The sequence below is a fragment of the Cedecea sp. NFIX57 genome (assembly GCF_900177785.1).
Taxonomy (GTDB): domain Bacteria; phylum Pseudomonadota; class Gammaproteobacteria; order Enterobacterales; family Enterobacteriaceae; genus Cedecea; species Cedecea neteri_C.
The window spans coordinates 98,456-123,770 of record NZ_FXAS01000004.1 but is presented as its reverse complement, the minus strand read 5'-3'; the positions used below and the strand labels follow the sequence as shown (position 1 = coordinate 123,770).

General features: G+C 55.2%; 25 protein-coding genes. 10 read left to right on the top strand and 15 right to left on the bottom strand.

All coding sequences use genetic code 11. From position 1 onward, the window contains the following. Positions 1-22: 22 nt before the first annotated feature. Complete coding sequence (phoB, locus tag B9Y90_RS04485; RefSeq protein WP_008454506.1) at positions 23-712, bottom strand: phosphate response regulator transcription factor PhoB; 690 nt, start codon at positions 710-712, stop codon at positions 23-25. 199 nt (positions 713-911) lie between these two features. Between phoB and sbcD the strand changes: the two genes are divergently transcribed. Both sbcD and sbcC read left to right on the top strand, forming a co-directional pair. After that, entirely contained in the window at positions 912-2,129 is a 1,218-nt protein-coding gene (gene sbcD / locus B9Y90_RS04480) for an exonuclease subunit SbcD (protein ID WP_085540357.1), read from the top strand. Then, complete coding sequence (gene sbcC / locus B9Y90_RS04475) at positions 2,126-5,281, top strand: exonuclease subunit SbcC (protein ID WP_085540356.1); 3,156 nt, start codon at positions 2,126-2,128, stop codon at positions 5,279-5,281. The genes sbcD and sbcC overlap by 4 nt, the downstream gene beginning before the upstream one ends. A gap of 110 nt (positions 5,282-5,391) precedes the next feature. On the opposite strand, the gene mak is transcribed toward sbcC, so the two are convergent. After that, entirely contained in the window at positions 5,392-6,303 is a 912-nt protein-coding gene (mak, locus tag B9Y90_RS04470) for a fructokinase (protein WP_085540355.1), read from the bottom strand. Between the two features lie 125 nt (positions 6,304-6,428). Between mak and rdgC the strand changes: the two genes are divergently transcribed. After that, positions 6,429-7,340, top strand: coding sequence for a recombination-associated protein RdgC (gene rdgC, locus B9Y90_RS04465; RefSeq protein ID WP_008454497.1), 912 nt, complete (start codon positions 6,429-6,431; stop codon positions 7,338-7,340). A gap of 59 nt (positions 7,341-7,399) precedes the next feature. On the opposite strand, the gene ppnP is transcribed toward rdgC, so the two are convergent. The 3 genes from ppnP to aroL all read right to left on the bottom strand — a co-directional run bounded on the left by ppnP (position 7,400) and on the right by aroL (position 9,308). Further along, entirely contained in the window at positions 7,400-7,693 is a 294-nt protein-coding gene (ppnP, locus tag B9Y90_RS04460; protein WP_085540433.1) for a pyrimidine/purine nucleoside phosphorylase, read from the bottom strand. Between the two features lie 82 nt (positions 7,694-7,775). Further along, positions 7,776-8,453, bottom strand: coding sequence for an AroM family protein (locus B9Y90_RS04455; protein ID WP_085540354.1), 678 nt, complete (start codon positions 8,451-8,453; stop codon positions 7,776-7,778). A gap of 330 nt (positions 8,454-8,783) precedes the next feature. Then, positions 8,784-9,308 (bottom strand): shikimate kinase AroL, encoded by a 525-nt coding sequence (aroL, locus tag B9Y90_RS04450; protein ID WP_039290701.1) that lies wholly within the window; start codon positions 9,306-9,308, stop codon positions 8,784-8,786. A gap of 350 nt (positions 9,309-9,658) precedes the next feature. Here aroL and B9Y90_RS04445 point away from each other — a divergent pair, with 350 nt between their 5' ends. Next, positions 9,659-10,420 carry a DUF2076 domain-containing protein gene (locus tag B9Y90_RS04445; RefSeq protein WP_085540353.1) on the top strand — a complete coding sequence of 254 codons (762 nt, stop codon included), beginning with the start codon at positions 9,659-9,661 and terminating at the stop codon, positions 10,418-10,420. On the opposite strand, the gene B9Y90_RS04440 is transcribed toward B9Y90_RS04445, so the two are convergent. Then, positions 10,417-10,878 carry a YaiI/YqxD family protein gene (locus B9Y90_RS04440; protein ID WP_008454481.1) on the bottom strand — a complete coding sequence of 154 codons (462 nt, stop codon included), beginning with the start codon at positions 10,876-10,878 and terminating at the stop codon, positions 10,417-10,419. The two genes, B9Y90_RS04445 and B9Y90_RS04440, sit on opposite strands and share 4 nt — an antisense overlap. Positions 10,879-11,057: 179 nt before the next feature. Here B9Y90_RS04440 and proC point away from each other — a divergent pair, with 179 nt between their 5' ends. Beyond that, entirely contained in the window at positions 11,058-11,867 is an 810-nt protein-coding gene (gene proC / locus B9Y90_RS04435) for a pyrroline-5-carboxylate reductase (protein ID WP_008454480.1), read from the top strand. 192 nt (positions 11,868-12,059) lie between these two features. Here the strand turns inward: proC and B9Y90_RS04430 are convergent, their stop codons facing one another. From B9Y90_RS04430 to B9Y90_RS04415, 4 genes are all read right to left on the bottom strand, one after another. Next, positions 12,060-12,371, bottom strand: coding sequence for a PsiF family protein (locus B9Y90_RS04430; protein WP_039290695.1), 312 nt, complete (start codon positions 12,369-12,371; stop codon positions 12,060-12,062). Positions 12,372-12,473: 102 nt separating this feature from the next. Then, positions 12,474-13,892, bottom strand: coding sequence for an alkaline phosphatase (gene phoA / locus B9Y90_RS04425; RefSeq protein ID WP_039290692.1), 1,419 nt, complete (start codon positions 13,890-13,892; stop codon positions 12,474-12,476). Between the two features lie 93 nt (positions 13,893-13,985). Then, complete coding sequence (gene iraP / locus B9Y90_RS04420; RefSeq protein WP_038475168.1) at positions 13,986-14,246, bottom strand: anti-adapter protein IraP; 261 nt, start codon at positions 14,244-14,246, stop codon at positions 13,986-13,988. Positions 14,247-14,520: 274 nt separating this feature from the next. Next, on the bottom strand, positions 14,521-15,738 hold the full coding sequence (locus B9Y90_RS04415) for a multidrug efflux MFS transporter (RefSeq protein ID WP_039290689.1): 1,218 nt from the start codon (positions 15,736-15,738) through the stop codon (positions 14,521-14,523). 232 nt (positions 15,739-15,970) lie between these two features. On the opposite strand from B9Y90_RS04415, the gene ddlA reads away from it, so the two are divergent. Further along, complete coding sequence (ddlA, locus tag B9Y90_RS04410; RefSeq protein WP_039290686.1) at positions 15,971-17,071, top strand: D-alanine--D-alanine ligase; 1,101 nt, start codon at positions 15,971-15,973, stop codon at positions 17,069-17,071. 3 nt (positions 17,072-17,074) lie between these two features. On the opposite strand, the gene B9Y90_RS04405 is transcribed toward ddlA, so the two are convergent. Next, positions 17,075-17,287, bottom strand: coding sequence for a DUF2754 family protein (locus B9Y90_RS04405; RefSeq protein ID WP_039290684.1), 213 nt, complete (start codon positions 17,285-17,287; stop codon positions 17,075-17,077). A 272-nt stretch (positions 17,288-17,559) separates the two neighbouring features. Here B9Y90_RS04405 and B9Y90_RS04400 point away from each other — a divergent pair, with 272 nt between their 5' ends. Then, the gene (locus B9Y90_RS04400) at positions 17,560-17,898 is read left to right on the top strand and encodes a DUF2755 family protein (RefSeq protein WP_039296508.1); all 339 of its coding nucleotides are present in this window, start codon (positions 17,560-17,562) and stop codon (positions 17,896-17,898) included. A 39-nt stretch (positions 17,899-17,937) separates the two neighbouring features. Here the strand turns inward: B9Y90_RS04400 and B9Y90_RS04395 are convergent, their stop codons facing one another. Continuing rightward, positions 17,938-19,050: a DUF1615 domain-containing protein gene (locus B9Y90_RS04395; protein ID WP_085540352.1), complete on the bottom strand. Its 1,113-nt coding sequence runs from the start codon at positions 19,048-19,050 to the stop codon at positions 17,938-17,940. Between the two features lie 136 nt (positions 19,051-19,186). On the opposite strand from B9Y90_RS04395, the gene B9Y90_RS04390 reads away from it, so the two are divergent. Genes B9Y90_RS04390 through B9Y90_RS04380 form a run of 3 tightly spaced genes read left to right on the top strand, consistent with a single transcriptional unit; the run spans position 19,187 to position 22,392 of the window. Further along, on the top strand, positions 19,187-19,642 hold the full coding sequence (locus tag B9Y90_RS04390; RefSeq protein ID WP_008454465.1) for a transcriptional regulator, SarA/Rot family: 456 nt from the start codon (positions 19,187-19,189) through the stop codon (positions 19,640-19,642). Positions 19,643-19,667: 25 nt separating this feature from the next. Next, on the top strand, positions 19,668-20,846 hold the full coding sequence (locus tag B9Y90_RS04385) for an HlyD/EmrA/EmrK family protein (protein ID WP_085540351.1): 1,179 nt from the start codon (positions 19,668-19,670) through the stop codon (positions 20,844-20,846). A 10-nt stretch (positions 20,847-20,856) separates the two neighbouring features. Continuing rightward, positions 20,857-22,392, top strand: coding sequence for a DHA2 family efflux MFS transporter permease subunit (locus B9Y90_RS04380; RefSeq protein WP_039290675.1), 1,536 nt, complete (start codon positions 20,857-20,859; stop codon positions 22,390-22,392). 42 nt (positions 22,393-22,434) lie between these two features. Here B9Y90_RS04380 and sbmA read toward each other — a convergent pair whose 3' ends face one another. The 3 genes from sbmA to lpxP form a co-directional block, all read right to left on the bottom strand. Beyond that, positions 22,435-23,652: a peptide antibiotic transporter SbmA gene (gene sbmA / locus B9Y90_RS04375; protein ID WP_039290671.1), complete on the bottom strand. Its 1,218-nt coding sequence runs from the start codon at positions 23,650-23,652 to the stop codon at positions 22,435-22,437. Between the two features lie 110 nt (positions 23,653-23,762). Then, positions 23,763-24,287, bottom strand: a complete 525-nt coding sequence (locus tag B9Y90_RS04370; protein WP_085540350.1) for an isochorismatase family protein — start codon at positions 24,285-24,287, stop codon at positions 23,763-23,765. Between the two features lie 52 nt (positions 24,288-24,339). Continuing rightward, positions 24,340-25,266, bottom strand: coding sequence for a kdo(2)-lipid IV(A) palmitoleoyltransferase (gene lpxP / locus B9Y90_RS04365; protein ID WP_085540349.1), 927 nt, complete (start codon positions 25,264-25,266; stop codon positions 24,340-24,342). Positions 25,267-25,315: the final 49 nt, after the last annotated feature.

Genomic DNA, 25,315 nt, shown 5'->3' with positions numbered 1-25,315 from the left:
GCGTCACGCTCCTGTCAGCATATTAAAAACGGGTTGAAAAACGATAACCCGTGCCGCGAACTGTTTGCACCATTTTGTCATGACCACTTGTTTCCAACGCTTTACGCAGGCGACGAATATGCACGTCTACGGTACGGTCTTCAACGTAAACGTTCGTTCCCCACACGTTATTAAGCAGCTGTTCACGGCTGTAAACGCGCTCCGGGTGGGTCATAAAGAAGTGTAACAGCTTAAATTCAGTTGGCCCCATGTCGAGCGGATCTTCGCCGGTCATCACGCGGTGTGAGGACGGGTCAAGGCTCAGCCCCTGCATCTCAATCACTTCTTCCACCGCCATCGGGGAAATACGGCGCATCACCGCTTTAATACGCGCCACCAGCTCTTTAGGCGAGAACGGCTTAGTGATGTAATCATCGGCACCGACTTCAAGGCCACGCACGCGATCTTCTTCTTCGCCACGCGCGGTCAGCATCATCACCGGGATTTCGCGGGTCAGCGCTTCACGCTTCAGGTGCTTGATAAACTGGATCCCGGAACCGCCTGGCAGCATCCAGTCCAGCAGGATCAGGTCGGGGAAAGGTTCAATCAGCAGGTTAACCGCGCTGTCATAATCTTCCGCCTCTACCGACTGGAAGCCATTTTGCTCGAGCACAAAGCTCACCATTTCACGAATCGGAGCTTCATCTTCTACGACTAAAATGCGTCTCGCCATGATTTACCCTGTTGAAAAGAGACCATCTCTTATTAATTGTGCGCCAGTATGCGTCAGATTTGTGACAGATTTATGAAAAAGATGACGGCCAGATATTTCACCTTTTTGAATTATGACAGCCACGGATTTTTACTGACGGTTACGCTGCCAGCTCAATAGCTTATAATCGGTAATTCGCCTCTTTGCCATGGGACAGGTTATGCGCATTCTCCACACATCAGACTGGCACCTCGGCCAAAACTTCTATACCAAAAGCCGGGCTTCTGAACATCAGGCCTTTCTCGACTGGCTGTTAAACGCCGCGGTCGAACATCAGGTGGATGCGATCCTCGTCGCGGGAGATATCTTTGATACCGGCTCGCCGCCGAGCTACGCCCGTGAAATGTATAACCGTTTTGTCGTGCAGCTACAGGGCACCGGCTGCCAGCTCGTGGTGCTGGCGGGGAATCACGATTCCGTAGCCACCCTGAATGAATCCCGCGAACTCCTGGCCTGCCTGAATACCCGAGTGATTGCCAGCGCTCGCCATAACAAAGATGAACAGGCGCTGGTGCTCAACCAAAAAGACGGCACGCCGGGGGCGATTCTCTGCCCTATTCCTTTCCTGCGCCCTCGCGATATTCAAAGCAGCCAGGCGGGGCTGTCCGGCCATGAAAAACAGCGTTCTTTAATGGAAGCCATCAGCGAACATTATCAGCAATGTTATGCCGCCGCCGTGGCGCTTCGCGGTGACCAGCCGCTACCGATTATCGCCACCGGGCACCTGACCACGGTGGGCGTGACGAAATCCGATGCGGTGCGTGACATTTATATTGGCACGCTGGACGCTTTCCCGGCGCAGCACTTCCCGCCCGCTGACTACATTGCGCTCGGGCATATTCATCGCGCGCAAAAAATTGGCGGCACGGAGCATATTCGCTACAGCGGCTCACCGATTCCGCTGAGCTTCGATGAAACCGGCAAAGCCAAAACCGTTTTTCTGGTGACATTCAACGGCGGAGCGCTAACCAGCGTCGAGCCTCTGGAAGTCCCCATCAGCCAGCCGCTGGCCATCGTGAAAGGGTCGCTGCGCGAAATCGAGCAGCAGCTTGAACAGTGGCGAAACGCGCCTGCCGAACCCAACGTCTGGCTGGATATCGAAATCGCCACCGACGAATATCTGCACGACATGCAGCGCCAGGTACAGGCGCTGACCGACGATTTACCGGTTGAAGTCGTTCTGCTGCGCCGCAGCCGCGAACAGCGCGAACGGGTGATTGCCAGCCAGCATAAAGAGACGCTGAGCGAGTTAAGCGTTGAAGAGGTTTTTGAGCGCCGGCTGAGTCAGGAAGAAACCAGCGAGGAACGCGCCGCCAGGCTAAGAACGCTGTTTGCCCAAACCCTTTCAGATTTGCACCAGCAGGAGGAACAGGCATGAAGATCCTCAGCCTGAGGTTAAAAAACATCAACTCCCTGAAAGGCGAGTGGAAGATTGATTTCACCCAGGAGCCTTTCGCCAGCAACGGGCTGTTTGCTATCACCGGACCCACGGGCGCGGGCAAAACCACCCTGCTGGATGCCATTTGCCTGGCGCTGTACCACAAGACCCCGCGCCTCAACACCGTGTCGCAGTCGCAAAACGACCTGATGACCCGGGACACTGCAGAATGCCTGGCCGAAGTCGAGTTTGAGGTAAAAGGCACGGGCTACCGCGCTTTCTGGAGCCAGAATCGCGCCCGCAACGCGGCGAACGGCAATCTCCAGGCACCGCGCGTGGAGCTGGCTCAAATCGAAGATGGCAAAATTCTCGCCGATAAAATCAAAGACAAGCTGGAGATTATCGCCTTCCTCACCGGCCTGGACTACGACCGCTTCACCCGTTCGATGATGCTCTCCCAGGGGCAGTTCGCCGCCTTTTTAAACGCCGACGCAAACGACCGCGCCTCGCTGCTTGAAGAGCTGACCGGCACGGAGATTTACGGCACCGTTTCCGCCGCGGTGTTTGAAAATCATAAGCAAATCAAAAGCCGCCTTGAAAACCTGCTGGCTCAGGCTTCTGGCGTCGCGCTATTAACCGCAGAGCAGCAACAGCAGCTTGCCGAGAGTTTGCAGGTACTCACTGTTGAAGAGAAAAAACTGTCCGGGGAGCTCCAACAACAGCAGCAACACCAGCAGTGGCTCACTCAGCTAGCCCGACTTTCTGCCGACAAAACCCAAAAGCAGCAGGCGCTGAACGCAGCCAATCAGTCGCTCAAAGACGCAGAGCCGATGCTGGCGAAACTGACCCAAGCCTTGCCTGCCGAAAAACTTCGCCCTGACTGGCAGCGGCTGCAGGAAAAGCAGCAGTCGCTGAAGCAAAACAGCGAGGCAGCGGAGAAAGTGAATACCCGCTTACAGCAGCTTTCCATCCGCCGGCAGCAAACCCGAATGCTGGCCGCCGAACAGGCCCAGCGTCTGAAGAATGAAGCTCAGCAGGTCGAAGACTGGCTCGCGGCGAATGACCGCTATCGACTTTGGTCTGCCGAACTGACGGGCTGGCGCATGGCGTTCACGCAGCAACAGCGCGACGAAAAACAGCTGACTGAGCTAAAGCAGGCGCTCGAGGTCAGTCGGCAAAAGCTGCAGGCGCTGCCGGAGCCAAAGCTTAGCCTTTCTCCTGATGAAGTGAGCGATCACTTACAGCGACTGCAGGCAACCCGGGCTGCACGCCAGCTGTTGGCCACTTTGCAGCCACAATTTGCCACGCTGGAGAAACACAAAACCGAGCAACAGCGCGAGCTTATCGAACTGGATAAAGAGATTGCAGGGCGTGACGTTGAACTGGGGCAAAAGCGCCAGCAGTACAAAGACAAACGCCAGCACGAAGCGGACCTGGAAAAAGTCGTTGAGCAGGAAAAGCGCATCCAGAGTCTTGAAGCCGAGCGCGCACGCTTGCAGCCTGATTCGCCGTGTCCGCTTTGCGGCTCAACCCAACACCCGGCTGTAGAGGCGTATAAAGCTCTCGAACCAGGTGAGAACCAACAGCGCCTGGCCACCCTTAAGCAAGAAGTGGCTAAACTCGCAGAGCTTGGCTTTGCCCTTAAAGGTCAGCTTGATACTCAGCGCCATCAACGCGAAAAACTGGCCCAGGCCAGCAGCGCCATTGAGGCAGAAGAAACTGCACTCTCAGCCCGCTGGCAGCAGCAGTGCGCGGAACTCGCCATCGCTTTAACGCCTCAGGACGATATCAGCGCCTGGCTTGACGAGCAGGAACAGCGCGAGCTGCAGCTGCGCCAGCTTGGCGAGCGGCAGGCGCTGGAGACGCAATACCAGCGCGACAGTCAGCAGCATGAAAAACTGCTCGCAGATTTTGTGGCACAGCGCGCTTCGCTACAAGCGGGGCTGGAGCAGGCCGGTCTTCAGCGCCCTGAGCCGGGCGCAGAGCAAACCTGGCTTGAGGCTCGCCAAAAAGAATCTCAGCAATGGCAGCAGCAGCAGGAGAAACTGCCGCAGCTTCGCCAGCAGCTCTCCGCGCTCGATATGTTGCTCTCAACCCTTGCAGACGATGGCTCCAGCCCACTGCCGCTGAATGAACACGAGCACCAGGCAGCGCTGCAAAACTGGCAAGCGCTGCATAACGATTGCAACCAGCTTGAAGGGCAGCGCCAGTCCCTGCAACAGCAACTGAAGCAAAGCGAAGAAGAAAGTACTGCGGCGCAGGCGCAGTTCAGGAATGCGCTTTCTGCCAGCCAGTTCAGCGATGAAGCCGATTTCCGCAGCGCCCTGCTGGAAGAAACCGAACGCCTTGAGCTGGAACAGCGTAAACAGCTTCTGGAGCGCCAGCATCAGCAGCAGGTCACTCTGCTGGAACAGGTTGAAAATGCGCTGGCTCAGCACTTATCGACGCGGCCAGAAAATCTGCATGAAGAAACAGCCCCTGGCGCACTGGAGGCACAAATTTCAGCGCTTGCCCTCCAGCTGCGCGAGAATGCTTCACAACAGGGTCAAATTACCCAGCAGCTGCGGCACGACGAGGAAAACCGGGTTCGCCAGCAAACGCTGATGCAGGAAATAAAAGCCTGTGAAGCGCAGGCGGAAGACTGGGGCTATCTCAACGCGCTTATCGGCTCCAAAGAAGGGGATAAATTCCGTAAATTTGCGCAAGGTCTGACGCTGGATAACCTCGTCTGGCTGGCAAACAATCAGCTCAATCGCCTGCACGGGCGCTACCTGCTGCAGCGTAAAGACAGCGAAGCGCTTGAATTACAGGTGGTTGATACATGGCAGGCCGATGCGGTACGTGACACCCGCACGCTTTCCGGGGGCGAAAGCTTCCTGGTGAGCCTGGCGCTGGCACTGGCGTTATCCGACCTGGTCAGCCATAAAACCCGCATTGATTCCCTGTTCCTGGATGAAGGTTTTGGCACCCTGGACGCGCAGACGCTGGATACCGCACTCGACGCGCTGGATACGCTGAACGCCAGCGGCAAAACCATCGGCGTGATCAGCCACGTTGAGGCGATGAAGGAACGGATCCCGGTGCAGATTAAAGTGAAGAAGATTAACGGGTTAGGTGTCAGCCGGCTGGATAAGGTTTTCGCAGTGGAGTGATCCTCACCCTAACCCTCTCCCTTGAAGGGAGAGGGAATAGATTGTCTGCCATTCTGACCTGTTGTTTTCTCCCTCTCCCCCATGGGGAGAGGGTCGGGGTGAGGGGTGATTTACTTCTCTATCGGCCACAGCCACGCCGCACCGCGAACGCCGCTGGAATCCCCGTGTACCGCTTTGCGAATGGGCGTTTCACACTCGCCGCCAAACACCCACGGCTTAATCAGCTGCGGCACCGTCCGGTATAAACGCTCCACGTTGCTCATTCCGCCGCCCAGCACGATCACATCTGGATCCAGAATGTTGACGATATGCGCCAGCGACTTCGCCAGGCGTGTCTCATAGCGGCTGATGGCCAGCTCCGCCAGCGGATCCTGCTGTTCTGCCAGGCTGATGATCTCATGCCCTTTCAGCGTTTTTCCGCTCAGGCGCTGGTAGTCCGTGCCGAAACCGGTGCCTGAAATAAAAGTCTCAATGCAGCCCTGCTTGCCGCAGTAGCACGGCACTTCTTCCCGGAAACGCAGTTCGTCTTCATCCATCCAAGGCAGCGGGTTATGCCCCCACTCGCCCGCGGTGCCGTTGCCACCGATCAGGCTCCGGCCATTGATCGCCACGCCCGCGCCGCAGCCGGTGCCGATGATCACCGCGAAGACGATCGGCGCCCCTGCGGCAGCACCATCGATAGCTTCCGACACCGCCAGGCAGTTAGCATCGTTCGCCAGCCTGACTTCGCGCTTGAGCGCCACGCTAAGATCCTTGTCAAACGGCTGCCCGTTCAGCCAGGTTGAGTTCGCATTTTTCACCACCCGGGTATAAGGGGAGATCGATCCCGGGATCCCAAGCCCTACCGTACCGGTCTCGCCCGTGGCTTCTTCCGCCAGCCGCACCAGCTCAACAATGTTTTTGATGGTAGCCTGGTAGTCGTTTTTAGGCGTGGGCAAACGGTGGCGATAAAGCTGTTTACCGTCGTCTGCCAGCGCGATCACTTCTGTTTTAGTCCCACCGAGATCGATACCTATGCGCACAAGAACTTCCTCATTTGGTGATAATTATCAACTACCTAAAATGCAGGCCAAGCAAAGACAATGAAACGAGGCCGTCAATTCGTTATCATGCCCGCTGCGTTTAACTGACAACCTGGGACAGAATCATGCTGTGGTTTAAAAATTTAATGGTTTACCGTTTAAGCCGTGACATCACGCTGACGGCGGATGCAATGGAAAAACAGTTAGCCGCCTTCACCTTCACCCCTTGCGGCAGCCAGGACATGGCCAAAACCGGCTGGGTGTCGCCGATGGGCTCGCACAGCGATGCATTAACCCATGTTGCCAACGGCCAGATTGTGATTTGCGCCCGTAAAGAAGAAAAAATTCTGCCCGCTCCGGTCATCAAACAGGCTCTTGAAGCCAAAATCAATAAGCTGGAAGCGGAACAGGCCCGCAAGCTGAAAAAGACCGAGAAAGATTCCCTGAAAGACGAAGTGCTGCACTCCCTGCTGCCGCGCGCTTTCAGCCGCTTTAGCCAGACAATGATGTGGATAGACACCGTCAACGGCCTGATCATGGTTGACTGCGCCAGCGCCAAAAAAGCGGAAGATACGCTGGCCCTGCTGCGTAAAAGCCTGGGTTCTCTGCCGGTGGTCCCGCTGGCGCTGGAAAACCCTATCGAACTGACGCTGACCGAGTGGGTGCGTTCAGGCGATGTTCCGGCAGGCTTTGCGCTGATGGACGAAGCTGAACTCAAGGCGATCCTTGAAGGCGGCGGCGTGATCCGCTGCAAGCAGCAAGAGCTGGTGTGCGATGAAATCGCCGCGCACATTGAAACCGGCAAAGTGGTCACCAAGCTGGCGCTGGACTGGCAGGAGCGTATTCAGTTCGTGCTGGCGGACGATGGCTCGGTCAAGCGCCTGAAATTTGCTGATATCCTGCGTGAGCAGAACGACGATATCGACCGGGAAGATTTTGGCGGGCGTTTCGACGCCGATTTTATTCTGATGACCGGCGAGCTGTCGGCGCTGATTACCAACCTGGTAGAAGCCCTCGGCGGGGAAGCACAGCGCTAATTGCCGTGGCTGACGCATAAAAAAGCCCCTCGCGGTGAAACGAGGGGCCTGAAACTCAGTTATTTATCGGCCAGGTAGCGGCAAAGGTAGGACGTTGGCTCGGCTACCTGCAGATGAAACTCGCTGTGGCCCGGAACGTTAAAAATTTCGCCCGCAGCATAGGTTTTCCACTCTGTTTCCCCCGGCAGCAAAACGTGCAAAGCGCCGCTCACTACGGTCATTTCTTCCGGCTGGGCGGTCCCGAAGGTGTATTCCCCCTCCGCCATCACCCCAACGCTCGCACGGCCAGTGCTGCTGCTGGTAAAACCGATGGATTTTACTTTCCCGGAGAAGTACTCGTTACTCTGAAGCATGGACAGGCCCTTTATCGACATTAGTGAAAAAACCACTATAGAGGCGAACTCTCCGGCCTGTCACGCAAATTGTTAATTCCGTTCAGATAAGCAATTCTGCGGCTAATCGAGCCACCAGCACGTTGGATAACAGCACCGGTACATCCAGCTGCTTTTGCAGTAAATCCCGGTGTTTTTGATGGTAACCAAGACAGTCGAGGACCAGAACATCCGCCCCTTCCGTCATCAGTTTTCTGCCAGCCTCCAGCAGTTCGGCTTCGCTGCCGTGTACCGGATTCGCGAGCGCGTAAAGCGGCGGATGGGTCAGCTTGCGCCATTTCAGCTCCTGGAACTTAATCATGTCGGCAACCGGCAGAATGATCCCTACCTGATGGCCATCCACAATCGACGCCACCTGCGGCGGAATAATACGCTCAGGCTCCAGCAGGATGGCATTGCGGGCGCTTAATCCCGTCAGCGGCATCGTGCTCATCAGCAGGATAACTTCGTAGCCTTGATTATCCAGCTGTTCAATGATGCCCTGCATCGCAATGGAGATTTTGTCCCGCCCGACTGGCGTAATGGTGTTATCCGCTAACAGCGTAAGCAGCGTCTCTTCGCCGGGTGACGGGGAAAACTGACGGCGAACCTCATCGGGAGAGAGATTGCCCAACAGGCTGACCTGGGAGATTTGTTGTTCAGAGATATGTTCAGTTAAAAAAGGTAAAACCTCACTGACTGACACTTTGCCGACGGTGAGAATGGCTACAGTTGGTTTCATGCTTCGCTCCGCTATTACTCAGTTACCACCCTCTTCGCTGCACTGCTCCACATCCGCTATGAAATAACTCGCCGGGGTCGATCGTTTTTTGATCGCCACAATCTGCAGCATACAACCTGAGCGATATCGAAATCCTTAACGAAACATCAACTACTGAGCAACATCTCTAATAGAATATATTTTAGCTAAATGAATGAGATAAAAGTTTCTCTTATGAAGGAGGTCGCACGCATGGCGTACGCCTTAAAAGCCCCGTCAGGATCTTGAAGGAAAGCGGTGAAATGGCCATCGCTCGTCCTTAATTTCTTATGGATGAGCGTTAAGTATAGGCTAACTGGCGCGGGCCATTTGTAATGCGCTGAGGATAGATTCCACTACCGCATCAGGAGAGCGGGTAGCGTCCACAATATGACGGGCAACCTGCCGGTAGAGCCCTTCGCGAGCGGCTAGAACATCGACAATTTCGTCGGTAATGCCTTTACCGGTCAGCGTTGGGCGCTGCCCTTCTTCTGGAGAAGCGCTCAGGCGCGAAGCCAGAATCTGAGCCGGGGCATGTAGCCAAACCGGGATACCATTTTCCTGCATAAACTGGCGGTTGCCCTCAGCCAGCACCATCCCGCCACCGGTCGCCACAACCGTCGCCGGAGCCGTTACGCGCTGCAGCGCATCGGATTCACGAGCACGAAACCCTTCCCAGCCCTCTTCGGCCACAATCTCCGCCACGCTCTTGCCGGTGTGGTTCAGCAGGAAACTGTCGGTATCGACAAAGGCGTAACCCAGCTTTCTCGCCAATGCGTGACCAACGGTCGTCTTACCACAGCCGCGCGCGCCGACTAAGAATAGGGGTTGAGTCATCAAAGATAATCCTCGGAAATGCGGGCCTGAGGCCACAAGGGGCAAAAGCAGGAAAACAGAGTGCGATAATACCATTAAACTAGTACGCGACAAGTGTAAACTTATAATTACAAAAATGAAATCTATCGCTCAAAACCCAGCTATAACGGCATTAACTGATACGTAACAAGTGTAAACTAAATCCACCACCTGCTAACTGCGCCACAATACTTTAAACGCCAGGCCAATGACAACCCTTAATCTGAGATTCGGTAACACATTTATGGTTAGCTTTACGATTAAGGCGTTTCACCTACGCTGAATGTGATCCAGACTCGTTTTAAGATTTCATCATGACAGAGGTATGAACCATGCAATCTGAAGAGCAGCGTCTTATTGACGGGCTTTTTGACCGTCTGAAACAGGCCGAAAGCCAAAGTGCCACCCGCGATGCGGCCGCCGAACAGCGGATTGCGCAACACCTCAGCCAGCAGCCGGGTGCCGCCTACTACATGACGCAGACGATCCTTATTCAGGAAGCGGCCATGAAGCAGCTGAATGGCAAAATTCAGGCCCTGGAAGCACAGGTGAGCGAGCTGGAGCAGAAATCTCGCCAGCAGCAAAGCAGCGGCGGTTTCCTTGCCGGATTGTTCGGTGGCGGCGGCAGCAACAGTAATAATACAGCTCGCGGCTCCGATCCAATTCCGGGTAGCCAGAACTATGGCACCTCTTCTGCGCCAGGCTACGGCGCGCCACAACAGGGCGGATACGGCGCTCCTGCCGGGTATGGCGCACCGCAGCAGCAGGCTGCCCCAGCCAGCGCTCCGCGTGCCGGAGGCGGGTTCTTATCTGGCGCGCTGCAAACCGCAGCGGGCGTAGCCGGTGGTGTTGTGGTGGCAGAAATGCTGACCAGCATGTTCCACCGCAGCCAGCCGGAAGAGATCGTCAATATTATCAATGAACCGGCGCCAACCTTCGACAACAGTTCATTCGACTCGGTCAACGACTACAACCAGGTCGACGATCGTCAGTTCCTGAACCAGGGCGGCTGGCAGTCTCAGGACAATACCGATTACGGTAACGATGATTTTGGCGGCGACGATTACGGCGACGACGACGACAGCTTCATTTAAGACTTTTGTGCCCGCGCGACCTTCAGCAGCCACTTTTCCAGCTCATTGGCAAACTGCTGGCGGTCGCGCTGGCTCAGGCTGTCCGGCCCGCCGGTTTGTACGCCGCTGGCGCGCAGGGTATCCATAAAGTCACGCATCGTCAGGCGTTCACGAATGGTTGCGGGAGTGTATAGCTCGCCCCGGGGATTCAGCGCCACAGCCCCTTTCTCCAGCACATCCGCCGCCAGTGGAATATCGGCGGTGATAACCAAGTCGTCTTTCTCGCAGCGACGCACAATTTCGTTATCCGCCACGTCAAACCCAGAGGCAACCTGCAGGCTGCGAATAAACCGCGACGGCGGCGTTTTCATCCCCTGATTGGCCACCAGCGTGACCATAACCTGAGCACGATCTGCCGCGCGAAACAGCACCTCTTTGATGACTTTTGGACACGCATCGGCATCCACCCAAATTTGCATTATGGCTCCTGACTTTCGGTGGGAATGGGGGCGATTTTGCCGTGCTTTTGCCGAATGGCAAAATTTATCTGTTTCCACCCCGCTCCGCTCGCCGTTGAGTGCAAACATAGCCTAAGCGGTAAAAAGCGCGTTAAGCTATGACCATCAAATAACAAAACACATCACCATGGAGTCATGCTATGGACAAGAAAATAGGGTTTATTGGCTGCGGTAACATGGGCAAAGCCATCCTCGGCGGCCTGATTTCCAGCGGCCTTGTGCCTGCCGGCAATATCTGGATCTACACCCCGTCGCCGGACAAAGTTCAGGCTTTGTGCGAAGAATACGGCATTAACCCGGCGCAGAGCGCGCAGGAAGTCGCGCAGATAGCCGACATCGTCTTTGGCGCCGTGAAGCCAAACATCATGCTTAAGGTGCTGAGCGAAGTTAACTCCGACCTGAACAAAGACACCGTGATTATCTCCATTGCCGCGGGTATCACGCTGGAAACCCTGGCTAAAGTATTGGGCCATGACCGGAAAATTATCCGTGCGATGCCGAATACCCCGGCACTGGTGAACGCGGGCATGACGTCAGTCACGCCAAACGCCCTTGTCACGCCGGAAGACATTGCCGATGCGGTGAGCATTTTCCGCAGCTTTGGCCAGGCTGAAGTTGTAAGTGAAGCGATGATCCACCCTGTCGTGGGCGTCAGCGGTTCTGCCCCAGCCTACGTATTTATGTTTATCGAAGCTATGGCCGATGCCGCAGTGCTGGGCGGTATGCCGCGCAAACAGGCCTATCAGTTTGCCGCTCAGGCGGTGATGGGCTCGGCGAAGATGGTGCTGGAAACCGGTACCCATCCGGGCGAGCTGAAAGACATGGTCTGCTCCCCTGGTGGCACCACCATTGAAGCGGTCAAAGTGCTGGAAGAGAAAGGTTTCCGCGCCGCAGTGATGGAAGCGATGGTGAAGTGTATGGCAAAGTCGGAGCTGCTCGGGAAGTCCTGATTTGGGCATAGCCCCTCACCCTAACCCTCTCCCCACGGGGAGAGGGGATTAGACTGAGCATAAATTCCTTCATCAAAACCCAAAATAAAAGCCCTCTGCCGACGGGGAGAGGGCTCTGAATCGAGCATAAATCTTCGATTTCCCCCTCTCCCTCTCAGGGAGAGGGCCGGGGTGAGGGTCATTCAAAACAACTTACTTTTTCTTCAGGCAATTGCTCATAAAGGTTTTTCTGGCGTCGCCCTTCAGCGATTGCTTCCCGGCATCCGCATTACAGTCCTTCATTTTTTGCTGCTGAGGCGTCAGGGTTTTCCCCGCTGCGGCAGGCGCTTCCCCTTTCAGGCAGCTACTCATGTAGCTCTTACGCTGATCCCCTTTCAGGGACTGTGAAGCCGCCTGCTGATTACAGGTGGTCATCCGCTGCTGCTGCGGCGTCATCGTTTTATCCGCCGCCGTTGCTGACCCAACCAGCCCTACCAGTAACACCGCTAATAATGAAAATTTCATACCTTATTCCTTTTTTATTGTGACGTTTAAAGCCTGGCCTAAGGCAAAAAAAATGCGACGTTTCCGCCGCATTTTTTTCTTACCTGTTACGTATGCGCGCCTTTACTCCAGCGCCATCGCCGATTTCATGGTGTAGAACAGGTCGGTCTGATCGGTCAGCCCCACCACATTGGCTGCATGTGGGCCATAGGCTGCCACGCGTAGCTGGGTGCCGGTGTGCTCCTGAGATTCCCCCTCGGAGTTGCCGTAGCTGATGACCATCACTGCGCCGTCTTTGGTGTTCAGCGCCTGAGTCAGGCCTGGAGCTTTGGTGTCCGGCGCCACAATCTGGCTGGAATGGGCGTGGTCTGCGGTAACAATAACCAGGGTATTGCCGTCTTTACGGGCAAACTCCAGCGCTTTTTGCACGGCTTCATCGAGATCGACCGTCTCGCCAATCTGCCCACAAGGGTTAGCGGCGTGATCTTGTTTATCAATAGAAGCGCCTTCGACCTGCAGGAAGAAGCCTTTCTCGTTGCCTTTCAGCAGGTCGATAGCTTTTTCGGTCATCTGCGCCAGGGTCGGCACGCTGCTGTCACGCTTCGGATTAGGCGTACAGGTCACGGCTGGCTGATCGATATTCCCGTGGTAAGTGGCCTTCGGCCCTTCCCAGCGCACAGGCATATTGCCGTCGGCGAACATACCGATCAGCGGTTTCTGCTGGTTAGCTTCTGTCACCGCCGCAAGGCCAGCGGCGTTATCCACCCACTGATAGCCACGGGCATCAGCCTGCTCGCGCAGCGTTTTCCCGTTCCATTCACCGGCTTTTGCCGTTTCGCTAAAGGTTTTTGCCCCACCGCCAAGCGTCACGTCGGCGCGAGTATTCAGCAGTTGCTCGGTAATGGAGCCTTTGCCCCCGTTTTCCAGCGCGTTAGTGGCACATTTTTCGCTGGTCGCGCTTGGGCCATAGCATTTACGCCCCGTCACGTGGGAAACCAGCGCCGCTGGCGTGGCATCTTGAATTTCTGCCGTGGAAACGTTGCCCGTCGCCTTTCCGGCCGCTTTCGCCAGTTCGAGGATGGTTACATGATCTTTCCCGTCAACGTCCACGCCCAGCGCGCCGTTGTAGGTTTTCACCCCGGTACTCCACGCCGTGGCGGAAGCAGCAGAATCGGTGACGTAATCCGGCTTTTTCGTTTTCTTGTCTAAAGAATAATGGGTGTATTGTCCGGTCAGCGGTAAAGCATCAATCCCTTTAAAGAAACCACCTGCCCCTTCGGCATAGTTTCTGGCGGCGGTAATTTCCGAATCACCCATACCGTCACCAATCAGCAGAATAATGTTCTTCGCTGTTTTATTGTTGAGCGAGGCACGGATCGCTTCAGTTTGATCGCCAGTAATACGGCGAGCACCACCCGGCTGAGTTAAATCTCCCTGAGCGGCGCGATTTTCCAGAGGGGAAGAGGATGTTTCTTGTGATTTTGATGGGGCGCTGACAAGCAGCAAAGGCAGCAGGCTGGCGATAATTACGCTCTGTTTCACTTTATTTTCTCCATGTAGTAACTACTGAATATAAATAAAAACAGAGCGAGTATAAAAATGACTTATGACACTAATATGACAGTGAAATTTGATTCAACTACGGGGATGGATAAGGAGCTTTTTTAAATATTGTCGGAGTAATTCGGTATCCTGTACCGGCACTGCCGTCTTTGGGGAGGCATCATCTAACGCCCCTTCAATGCTGGCAACCAGTGCCGAACGTTCTCCCTGTTCAAGGCGTCTCAATAAGGCTGTGACCACTATTTCTAGCGCTTCAACCTGAGCAACCAGCTCTTTCGATTCTTCTTCCTTTTCGGCGAGCTTAACCAATAACTCAGCAATAAGATTTTTCATTTTCTCAGTCCCTGCGGGGTTAAGGCATGACGTTAACACTCAGATCCACCTGAGAGCAATATCCCAGGTTAAATATGTGCATCAAATCAAATAGCGGCAATATTAAAATGATTCCGTCTGATAATAATCCCGACAACGATTTTTTTGCACCACAAAAAAAGAATAATGGAATATTATTCTCTAAATCTGCAGCGGCGGACTAAATGAATAATAAGTCGAAATCAATCTTCATATTTCGCTCAATAATATCCCACGCAGAGAAACTGACCGGTGGCTAAGCGCTTTTGCCGGCCAGCGCCTGACGGGCATTTTTGCGTTTAAGAGCCACCGCCAACTGCCAGACATTGAGCAGCACAACCACGGCGGTTGCTGCAAAAACGTAACGAAAACCGGCCATTGCGGAAACTCCGGCCCCCATTAAAGGCCCGGCGACATTCCCCAAATACATAAACGACTGGTTATAACCAAAGATGCGCCCGGTGACCTGGTCACTGCAGTACTTGAGCAACAGCGTTTGCACCGCCGGTAACATTGCCCCGTCAGCAAAGCCCAGCAAAAAGCGCAAAATGCCAAGCTGCACCGGCGAAGTGACAAAGGACATGGCCAGGAATAACACCACCGCGCAGCACAGCGTCGCCATCAAAATACGTTCAGTGCCAATCCTGTCGCCCAGTTTGCCCAATTTAGGCGCGGCAAAGAGCGCGGAAATGCCCGGCAAGGCGGCGATAAATCCGCTCATAAACGCAATATTGTTGCTGTCCGGGGCCAGTTGTTTGATAAACAGCGCCAGAATCGGGCCAATCGAGCCATTACAGAGCTGGATCACCAGCGTGGTGATAAACAGACTGAGGATCAGCCAGGGGTAAGGCAGCGTGGCGAAAACTTCTTTCCCGGTCAGGCGCTCATCTTTACTGATTTTCGGGCGAGCGCCCTCTTTAATCAGCAGCAGCGTTACCAGGAAACTGACCATCAGCAGCCCGGCGGTGGCAAAGAAAACCGGCCTTAGCCCAAGATGATCCGCCATAAAGCCGCCGAGCAGCGGGCCCACAATCACGCCGCTGATTTGCCCGGTTGAAAGCGTACTTATAGCCCAGCCGCTGCGTTCGCGTGGCACCTGAGAGGCCACCAGCGCCATCGCATTAGGAATATAGCCCGAGGTTAAACCCATCACCGCGCGAAGCAGGAACAGCTGCCAGACGTTGGTCGCAAAAGCCTGGAGAAGAATCGCCACCGCCATGCCAAACGAAGCGCGAAGCAGCATCAGCTTACGCCCTTTGCGGTCAGCCAGACTGCCCCACATCGGCGAAACAATGGCCGAAACCAAAAACGTGACGCTGAACGTCAGGCCGGACCAAAGGGAAAGGGCTTCGTGGGAAGTGACGCCAAGCTGCTCAACATAGAGCGGAAGAAAAGGCAAAATTTGGCTGATCGCAAGGCCGGTAAAAAAGCAGCCGAACCAGACCGAAATGAGATTGACCTTCCAGGACTCCATAGCGCGCTTTTTCAAAGGGGATGCAACCAGAACAGAACGATTTCTGGAAAGCTTATCACACTAATGAATATTGCCGTCAGCGCCCAGGCATTGTCATTACGATCCAGACATGATTGCTTACTAAAGCACATATCCTGCCCGACCGGACAGGTTGTTGCAGGAACCACATGAATCCCCGGAATGAGCGTGCTATGTTGTCCCCTTTCGTAAAGTTTATGGGTGGATTAAAGGCATGGCAAAACTGCGGGTTGGTATCGTGTTTGGTGGAAAGTCGGCAGAACACGAGGTGTCGCTGCAGTCGGCAAAAAATATCGTCGACGCCATTGATAAGTCGAAGTTTGATGTTGTGCTGCTGGGCATTGATAAACAGGGCCAGTGGCATATCAACGATGCGTCCAGCTACCTGCTGAACGCCAATAACCCGGCGCTTATCGCCCTGAACCGGTCAGAGAAAAACGTGGCGCTGGTCCCTGGCCAGACCGAACACCAGTTGATTGAAACCAGCACCGCAGAGCAGCTTTCCCAAATCGACGTGATTTTCCCAATTGTGCACGGCACGCTGGGCGAAGACGGTTCCCTGCAGGGCATGCTCCGCGTTGCCAATCTGCCGTTTGTCGGCTCCGGCGTACTGGGCTCAGCGGTCAGCATGGATAAAGACGTAGCCAAACGCCTGCTGCGCGACGCGGGCCTGAACGTTGCTCCGTTCATCACGCTAACCCGCGCTAACCGCGCCAAAATCAGCTTCGCCGAGATCGAAAAACAGCTGGGTCTGCCGCTGTTTGTGAAGCCAGCCAACCAGGGCTCCTCCGTCGGCGTCAGCAAAGCCAGCACCGAAGAGCAATATCACGCGGCGGTGGCGTTAGCCTTTGAGTTTGACCATAAAGTGGTGGTTGAAACCGGCATTAAAGGCCGTGAAATTGAGTGCGCCGTGCTGGGGAATGATTACCCGCAGGCCAGCACCTGCGGTGAGATCGTGGTGAACAGCGAGTTCTATTCTTACGACACCAAGTACATTGATGAGCAGGCGGCGCAGGTTGTCGTCCCGGCGGCGCTCGACGCCGACGTTAACGACAAAATCCGTAAAATCGCCGTTCGTGCCTATCAGGCGCTGGAATGCAGCGGCATGGCCCGCGTTGACGTGTTCCTGACGGAAAATAACGATGTCATCATCAATGAGATCAACACGCTGCCGGGCTTTACCAACATCAGCATGTATCCCAAGCTGTGGCAGGCCAGCGGTATCAGCTATCAGGAGTTGATTACCCGCCTGATCGAGCTGGCCCTTGAGCGCCACCAGCAGGACTGCGCGCTGAAGAGCTCAATCACGTCTTAATGCTTAAGACTCCGCCGTGTCCGACTCTTCCCGGGGACGGCGGATAATAAAGCCCGCGAGCCAGAAACCGATCGCCCAGGTCACCAGCCCTACCGCATAGCTCTGCCAGCCCTTCGTTTCCAGGCCCAGCAGACCGACCACGCCATTCAGAATAAAAATCAGCCCAATCGCCACCGCATAGTAATGCCAGTCCCGACGCATTTTCAGGGTTAACATAGCCGCCTCACGCATTCAAAAATAAGCCTACAGGCATTGTCGCACATCGGCGGCAGAGAAACGCGCGGTTGCCACGCACTCCGCTAGCATAATGTTAACGAGATTTACCTTAGGTTACGAAAATGTGAACTTGAGCAAAAAATGCAAATCCAGGAGGATTCTGGCCTTCAAATTACCAGCAATCTGATATTGACAACGCCTATCACCTGCCAAAATTCACGCTATGAGATGCCACACATTCGGTTCAGATTGCGTTTTTACGGGAGGTCGTGATGCCTGATATTTCATTGTCGAAAGCCGTTATTCCGGCTACTCGGGTCATAATGACAGCAAAATCAGAAAGATCGGTGCCGGGCAATATTGCCTATGCGCTGTTCGTTCTCTTTTGCTTCTGGGTGGCCACCCAAATGCTGAATCTTATTGTGCAGGCGCCCGGCCTGCTGGAGTACCTGGCGCAAGGCAACGATGCCAGCCGCCCACGCATTGAGATGGGCCTGGCGGTCAGCACCGTATTCGGGCTGATTCCCTTCCTGCTTGGCGCTGTCGCCATCGGCATTGTCGCCCTGACGATACGCCTGAGAAACCGCCGCCACTCCGCCTGGTATTACTGATCAAAAAGGCGGAAGTTTTAGCGCTTCCGCCCACCATCGTCACCTCTGCATACAGCTTGCCCGCCTGTCGTCCACGCGTTTTGCAAACCAGGCCGTGGTCAAATTACGGGTGATTTTAGGGCTTTCAAGCACGATCCCCGGCAGGATTTCTCTGGCCAGCGGCTGCCCCGCTTTTTTCTCCGCTAGCGCAAAGACCTGTTTGTAAAGGCTGGTTTTTTCGAATCCAATGCTGTCGCCTTTTTGCAGCGCCCGATGGATTTCACTGTCGCTCATATCCAACTGTTTAGAGAGCTTACGTACCGCCATTTCGGTGCTGCTTGGTTTATCGCTGGTGTACAGAATCAGGTCGCCATCCAGCGCCAGCTTCACGCCCGTCGCCTTACTCACGGCGCTCTGGAAAGCTGCATTGCGGCTGGCGTACCAGCCCGCGTTGTAGTCGGCGAAGCGATAAAGAGGTTTTGTGTAGTTAGCCGGGTAATTCAGCAAATGGTAGGTCCCGAACCAAAGTCCACCGCGGCGGGTGAATACTTCCTGCCGCACCGTCCCTTCTATTTTCCACGGGTAACCATCGGTATGTTTCTCGGCAAAGGCCACGCTGACCTGCATCGTGCCGCCGGTACGTACCGGGTTAAAGCTGCCGAACAGCTTTTGTCCCATCGGCACCATCGTCAGGAAATCATCGAAAATAGCGCTGAGCTGCCCTTCGGTTTTGACGTTATCCAGCCGCTCGCTGTAGCTTTTGCCGTTAGGGGAGTTAATGCGCAGCGCGGTGTGCACCAGCAGCGGCGGAATGTGCATTTTCTCCGCCCTGCGGTCGATCTCTTTCCAGGCAATTTTATTCAACCCCGGAACCGCCGGATCGGCCTGCAAATTAGACTCCTGCAGCGCCACTGCCAGCACCGAACAGATATTCTCTTCGCTCTGCTCAAGATTTTGGCTTTTCAGGGTTGTCAGCAGATCTTTTGCCAGCCCCGCACGGTCCTTCACCCCATCAGGGATTTTGCGCTGGGCCAGGGTTTCGATGTCCACCGGTTTTGCCGCCGTTGTCGTGGTGCCCGGCGTTGTGGTTTTGGTTGTACAGCCGGCCAGCACAAGCAGCGCCAGAAGCCCCGGCACGGCAAGCCGCCGGGCCGGAGAGAGAGAACCCGCCATGTTAATTTCCTTTCCCTTTCATCATCAACCGCACCACCCTGCCTGTTTTTCAGTTTGTGCGCTACTGAAAATCACCGATTGACAACTAGATGCCTGGTCAGTAATTTCATTTGCAACTACTGACCAGGCAAATACCATGAGTAACACTACGGGTAATCCCTATTCCAAACTGCACCTTGGCCTGCTGATTCATCTGTCGAACCAGTTCAAAGACCAGCTCATCACCCAGTACTTTTCGCCGATGGGCATTACCGGTGCGCAATTCAAAGTCTTGATAAGCATCTTTAAGGGCTTTAACAGCCCGGTAGAAGTCAGCAAAAATCTGGTGATGGATACCGGCGCCATGAGCCGCATGCTTGAACGAATGGTGAAGCGAGATCTGATCGTGCGAAACGTGAATCCCGAAGATAAACGCCAGGTCATTCTGGCGCTGACCGAGAAAGGGCAAGAACTGTGCGAGGCTTTTCAGAACGACGCACTGGCGTCGATTATCGGCACCCTTACCGAACGCCTGACGCCTGAAGAAGCGAAGCAGCTCAATGAACTGCTGATCAAAATGCTGCCGGATGAGATCACCGAGCGCCACCTCTAAGCTTTCTAATTAAGGCCACATAAAAATGCAAACCCCTACCGAGCAGGTTGAACGCGCGCCGAGCAAGCGCAAGCGTAACTTCGCCATTTTTCTCATTATCCTGCTGCTGATCGGCGCAGGCTGCATGGCGTGGTACATGCTTTACGCGCGCTACTACGAAACCACTGACGACGCCTACGTCAACGGCAACCAGGTCACGCTCACCCCACAAATCGGCGGCACGGTAACGCAGGTCAGCGTCGATGAAGGGGACTACGTCGAAAAAGGGCAGCCGCTGGTGCAGCTCGACCCAAGCGACACCGAAATCGCGCTCCAGCAGGCAGAAGCTAACCTGGCAAATACCGTGCGTCAGGTACGTGGGCTTTACAGCACCGCGGATAACTACCGCGCCCAGGTCGCCGCGAAGCAAGTTGCGCTGCAAACGGCACAAAGCGACTACGCTCGCCGCCAGAAGATTTTTGCCACCGGCGCCATTGCCGCTGAAGACCTGTCCCACTATCGCGATGCCGTCACCAGCGCACAAAGCGATTTAGTCGCCGCCCAGCAGGCATTGCGCACTAATTTAGCGATGGTGGATGACACGGTTATCGACAGCCACCCGGAAATTAAAAGCGCCGTTGCCACGCTGCGCCAGCGTTTCCTCGACAACGCCCGCAGCACTATCGTTGCACCGGTGAGCGGCTTTGTCGCTAAACGCGCCGTTCAGTTAGGGATGCGTGTGGATTCCGGCACCACCCTGCTGGCGATTGTGCCGCTGGACCAGGTCTGGGTAGACGCCAACTTCAAAGAGAGCCAGATGCAGGACATGCGCCTGGGCCAGAAAGTGACGCTCACCGCCGATCTCTACGGGGACGATGTGGAGTATCACGGCACCATTGAAAGCCTTGGCATCGGCACCGGCAGCGCCTTCTCGCTGTTACCGGCCCAGAACGCCAGTGGCAACTGGATCAAAATCGTTCAGCGCCTGCCGGTCCGCATTACGCTTGACCCGCACGACATGCAAAAACACCCGCTGCGGGTTGGCCTGTCGATGTTCGCTCGCGTTGATATTCGCAATGCAGACGGCCACCTGCTGCCGCAAAAAACCGTCGCCGCGCCGCGCTTCACCACCGACGTTTACCAGAACGCGCTGGACGAAGCCGACAAACTGGTCACCAAAATCCTTCATGACAATAGCCAGCCGGTAGCGTCAGCCAACCGCTAAGAGAGACGTTATGCAAGATAAGGCGGCGTTTACGCCTCCCAGCCTGCTGCTGGCGACGATCGCGCTATCGCTGGCGACGTTTATGCAGGTGCTGGACTCCACCATCGCTAACGTGGCGCTGCCGACGATCGCCGGTAACCTCGGCGTCAGCGCTGACCAGGGCACCTGGGTTATCACCTCGTTCGCAGTGTGTAACGCCATTGCCCTGCCGCTGACCGGCTGGTTTACCCGCCGGTTCGGGCAGCTAAAGCTGTTCGTCGGCTCCGTGGCGCTGTTCACCCTCACCTCGTTCCTGTGCGGCTTTGCCCACAGCATGACCGAGCTGATTATCTTCCGCGCGCTGCAGGGCTTTTTCGCCGGCCCCATGTTCCCGATGTGCCAGACGCTGTTACTGATTATCTTCCCGTCCAGCAAGCGAAGTATGGCACTGGCGCTGCTGTCGATGGTGACGGTTGTCGCGCCGATTGTCGGGCCAATCACCGGCGGCTGGATCACCGATAACTATTCCTGGCCGTGGATCTTCTACATCAACGTGCCGATCGGGATCTTTGCCGCCATCGTGGTCTGGACGCAGCTGCGCGAGCGTGAGGAAACGACCACCATCGCCCCTATCGACTACATCGGGATTGCGCTGCTGGTGCTGGGCGTCGGACTGCTGCAGGTGGTGCTGGATAAGGGGAACGATCTCGACTGGTTCGCCTCGCCAGAGATCATCACCATGTCGGTTATCTCTGCGGTTTCGCTGGTGTCGTTTGTCATTTGGGAACTGGGAGAACGCCACCCGATAGTCAACCTGCGGCTGTTCGCCGACCGCAACTTCGCCATCGGCACGCTGTCGCTGACGCTGGGCTACGCGGCGTTCTTCGCCATCAACATTATTCTGCCGCAGTGGCTGCAAACCCAGATGGGCTACACCGCCATCTGGGCCGGGCTGGCCGCTGCCCCGATGGGCGTGCTGCCGCTGTTGCTGACGCCGATTGTCGGGCGCTACGCCAACAAGGTTGATATGCGCCTGCTGGCCACGCTGTCGTTCCTGACTATGGGCGCTTCGTGCCTGCTGCGCGCGCAGTTTAATACCAACGTGGATTTCCGCACCATCGCCGAAGTGCAGCTGTTTATGGGGATTGGCGTGGCGTTCTTCTTCATGCCGATCACCACCATTGTGCTGTCGAACCTGCACGGCGTTGAGGTCGCGGAAGGCTCCGGCCTGGCCACCTTCTTCCGTGTGCTCGGCGGGTCGTTTGCCTCGTCGCTGACCACCTGGATTTGGTCGCGCCGCGAGGTTTATCACCATGCCAACCTGACGGAGAGCGTCTCAGCCTACAATCCGTCGGCGGTGGATTACCTGCACAAGATGGGCGGCGCCACGCAGCAGCATCTTGCCGTGGTGGATAAAACCATTGAGCAGCAGGCCTATATGATGTCGACTATCGACTACTTCTGGCTGCTGGGCTGGGGGTTTATGGCACTGATTGTGGTGATTTGGTTTGCCCGTCCGCCGTTTGTACGCGCCGGTGCGCCGGGTGCTCCTTCCGCAGGGCACTGATCAAAAAAGGGATGGCATCGCGCCATCCCTTTTCTTTTAGCCTCAGACGGCTTCTTCGGTGCCCGGCACCGGCACATCCTGCAGCGTTCGCTCGAAGCTGCGCAGACGTTTGTAGATAGACATCAACTCAACCAGCGTGGTCCAGGAACTGATCAGGTACTGGAACGAGCCGCGCACCTGGCCAAAAGCATTGGTGATCTGCTGCATCAGCCCCAGGGTAATCGCACCTGCGGCAATAGAAGGGAACAGCAGGAAAAGACCAAACACATTGTCTATCTGCAGATAGAGAATGCGCACAATATTAAAATAGGTGTAATGGAAGTAGAGGCGGAAATAGTTATGCCGCACGTCGCCAAACAGCGCTTTTACCGTTGGCGGGGTAGCACGGCTGCCGTCATCTTCCCCATAAACCAGTTCCTTACGGTAGGCGGCCTCAACTTTTTGGTTATTAAACTGCAGCCCCGGCAGCTTTATCCCGACCGCGGCCAACAGGCCGGTTCCCATCAGCGACCAGATAATCGCCGCAATCACCAGGCCATAAGGCACCGCCCCGACAATCGGCAATTCTTTCACGTGTGGAGACAGTGCGACAAGAATCGGCAGGAAGGCTATCAAAGTCATCACCGACTGCAGCAGGCTCACGCCCATGTCCTCAAGCGTAGAAGCAAAGCGCATGGTGTCTTCCTGCACACGCTGAGCCGCCCCTTCGATATGACGCAGCTTCTGCCAGTGCTCCATATAGTAGTCGTTCATCGCCGTGCGCCAGCGGAATACGTAGTGGCTGATAAAGAAGCTGTTCAGCACGCCGACGGTGACATAAATCAGCGCGATGCCAAGAAACACACCGGTTTCGCTATAGAATCGCTGCAGCGGGACTTTATTCGGGGACGCTAACGCGGTTTGGATAAGATCAAAGAACGGCGCGTACCAGGCGTTGATCGCCACGCCCAGCTCGACCATAAACCAGGTCACAAAGACGATAAGCGAGGAGCCGAGAATCGACCAGCGCTGCCACGGATGAGGGCTAATCAGCGCCCAGACACCGGCAAAAAGACCCACACAGACAGCATAAAAAGCATAAAAAACAAATGCTTTTAACGTCCAGAAACGTGCCGCGCTAATCGGTATTTGCTGGCTGGCTCCCACAAGGTTTTCTAACCAAAGGCCGCCACCGGCCTGCCAGAATATGACTGCGAGTAGTCCCCATATTGCCGCCGAAAGAAAAAACAGCTTCGGCGACGGGAAAAAAGATTTGAACATGACAACACTCCTGATACGACTTTTTGTTGTTATATCTGCCGGTTATAGCGAACGTTCTACGATAATGCTTGCAGAATGTTGTATCAAGGAGTGAGAGAGGCTTACATAACTTAGCGCCAGCCGTCGAGAATAGCCTCGGTGGTTTTCACCGCCAGCGTATTGCCCGGAATCGACAGGTTAGCCCAAACCTCGTTGTGGTGCTGAATAAGCGCTTCGGCGCTTATCGATGCGCGATCCGCCGTGGTATGGGCGTCGCTGGCAACCGTCATCGCATAGCCCCGGCTGACACCATTTTTGACCGTGGTATCCACGCAGTAATCCGTGGCGCAGCCACATACCACCAGCGCATCAATTTCATTCTGTTTTAACAACGAGTCCAGCGTCGTGCGATAGAAAGCATCGCAGGCCGTTTTGGTCACATACAGCGCATGTTCCGGGCGATGCAGCTCGGGAATAATGTCGAACGCTTCGCGACCTGGCTGAAGTTCTGCCTCGTGATGCTGGATAAAAATCACTTTTTCTGCGGCATCAATAAGCTGATTAATTCTGACGGCGGTTTGTTCGCGGGCACGGCGGGGCGACGCTAAAACGCCGTTTTGCATATCGATAACCATCACAACGCGGGCTGCAGGCATGCTAACTCTCCTCAAATAAGAAGAAAAAAAGCTTAGCACACCTGCCTGAAGATTAAATCGTGTAGAGCCCGGCGTGGCCGAAAGGCCGGGTTTTAAAACGACGGTGCAGCCACAGATATTGCTCCGGTGCACGCATGATTTCGTGCTCAATCTTACGATTCATATAGGCTGCAGCAGCCTGCTCATCTTCGCCCGGATAATCACAAAACTCCGGCTCGATGACCAACTGGTAGCCAGTCCCGCAGGGTTTGCGGATCAAAACAGTGGTCAGAATGGCGGGTTTTGCCAGCCGGGCAATAGTAAAGGTACCGTTGGTTGTCGCGGCCTGCTGAACAGCAAAGAAAGGTGCAAAGGAACTGCCTTTCGGGCCATAGTCCTGATCCGGGGCAAACCACACTGCCTCACCGGATTTCAGCGCTTTTACCATCCCCTTCAGGTTGCGTCTGTCGAGCATCGCTTTGTTGGAGCGCGACCGCCCCCGGGTTTGCACGTATTCCATGACTTTGTTGTTGTGTGGCCGGTACATTGCCATCATGGGGCGACACAGGCCCATTACGCGCCCGCCCAACTCCAGCGACATAAAATGTACGCCGATAACCATCACGCCTTTGCCTTTGCCACAGGCGGCGTTGATATGCTCAAGGCCACGAACATCAAACCACTTGCGCACGCGTTCATCTGACCAGAACCACGCCATGCCGGTTTCAATCAGTCCCATGCCGAGCGAACCAAAGTTTTTCTGCACAATAATTTCAACCTGCGCCTCACTGTAATGCGGGAAGCAAAGGCGAAGATTCTGGCGGGCAATGGTGACCCGGCGCTTGAGAAAATGCATAGAGAAACGGCCAATCAGGTCGCCCATTCTCATCAATACCGGATAGGGAAGCTGAACCCATAGCCAAAGCACACCCAGCCCAAACCAGGTAAACCAATAGCGAGGATGCAGGAGGCACTTATAAAACAGCGGTTTAGTAGACATATTCACTTCTTTAATACGATGAGATGATGTATCGCATAAAGAATTGAAT

Coding starts and splice junctions, on each gene's coding strand:
- B9Y90_RS04400 (WP_039296508.1), top strand. CDS start 17,560: ATGCCTGATATTTCATTGTCGAAAGCCGTTATTCCGGCTACTCGGGTC.
- proC (WP_008454480.1), top strand. CDS start 11,058: ATGGACAAGAAAATAGGGTTTATTGGCTGCGGTAACATGGGCAAAGCC.
- B9Y90_RS04430 (WP_039290695.1), bottom strand. CDS start 12,371: ATGAAATTTTCATTATTAGCGGTGTTACTGGTAGGGCTGGTTGGGTCA.
- B9Y90_RS04415 (WP_039290689.1), bottom strand. CDS start 15,738: ATGGAGTCCTGGAAGGTCAATCTCATTTCGGTCTGGTTCGGCTGCTTT.
- B9Y90_RS04370 (WP_085540350.1), bottom strand. CDS start 24,287: ATGCCTGCAGCCCGCGTTGTGATGGTTATCGATATGCAAAACGGCGTT.
- B9Y90_RS04405 (WP_039290684.1), bottom strand. CDS start 17,287: ATGTTAACCCTGAAAATGCGTCGGGACTGGCATTACTATGCGGTGGCG.
- lpxP (WP_085540349.1), bottom strand. CDS start 25,266: ATGTCTACTAAACCGCTGTTTTATAAGTGCCTCCTGCATCCTCGCTAT.
- B9Y90_RS04385 (WP_085540351.1), top strand. CDS start 19,668: ATGCAAACCCCTACCGAGCAGGTTGAACGCGCGCCGAGCAAGCGCAAG.
- B9Y90_RS04440 (WP_008454481.1), bottom strand. CDS start 10,878: ATGCAAATTTGGGTGGATGCCGATGCGTGTCCAAAAGTCATCAAAGAG.
- B9Y90_RS04395 (WP_085540352.1), bottom strand. CDS start 19,050: ATGGCGGGTTCTCTCTCTCCGGCCCGGCGGCTTGCCGTGCCGGGGCTT.
- B9Y90_RS04455 (WP_085540354.1), bottom strand. CDS start 8,453: ATGAAACCAACTGTAGCCATTCTCACCGTCGGCAAAGTGTCAGTCAGT.
- phoB (WP_008454506.1), bottom strand. CDS start 712: ATGGCGAGACGCATTTTAGTCGTAGAAGATGAAGCTCCGATTCGTGAA.
- B9Y90_RS04380 (WP_039290675.1), top strand. CDS start 20,857: ATGCAAGATAAGGCGGCGTTTACGCCTCCCAGCCTGCTGCTGGCGACG.
- ddlA (WP_039290686.1), top strand. CDS start 15,971: ATGGCAAAACTGCGGGTTGGTATCGTGTTTGGTGGAAAGTCGGCAGAA.
- sbcD (WP_085540357.1), top strand. CDS start 912: ATGCGCATTCTCCACACATCAGACTGGCACCTCGGCCAAAACTTCTAT.
- iraP (WP_038475168.1), bottom strand. CDS start 14,246: ATGAAAAATCTTATTGCTGAGTTATTGGTTAAGCTCGCCGAAAAGGAA.
- rdgC (WP_008454497.1), top strand. CDS start 6,429: ATGCTGTGGTTTAAAAATTTAATGGTTTACCGTTTAAGCCGTGACATC.
- B9Y90_RS04390 (WP_008454465.1), top strand. CDS start 19,187: ATGAGTAACACTACGGGTAATCCCTATTCCAAACTGCACCTTGGCCTG.
- aroL (WP_039290701.1), bottom strand. CDS start 9,308: ATGACTCAACCCCTATTCTTAGTCGGCGCGCGCGGCTGTGGTAAGACG.
- sbmA (WP_039290671.1), bottom strand. CDS start 23,652: ATGTTCAAATCTTTTTTCCCGTCGCCGAAGCTGTTTTTTCTTTCGGCG.
- B9Y90_RS04445 (WP_085540353.1), top strand. CDS start 9,659: ATGCAATCTGAAGAGCAGCGTCTTATTGACGGGCTTTTTGACCGTCTG.
- ppnP (WP_085540433.1), bottom strand. CDS start 7,693: ATGCTTCAGAGTAACGAGTACTTCTCCGGGAAAGTAAAATCCATCGGT.
- sbcC (WP_085540356.1), top strand. CDS start 2,126: ATGAAGATCCTCAGCCTGAGGTTAAAAAACATCAACTCCCTGAAAGGC.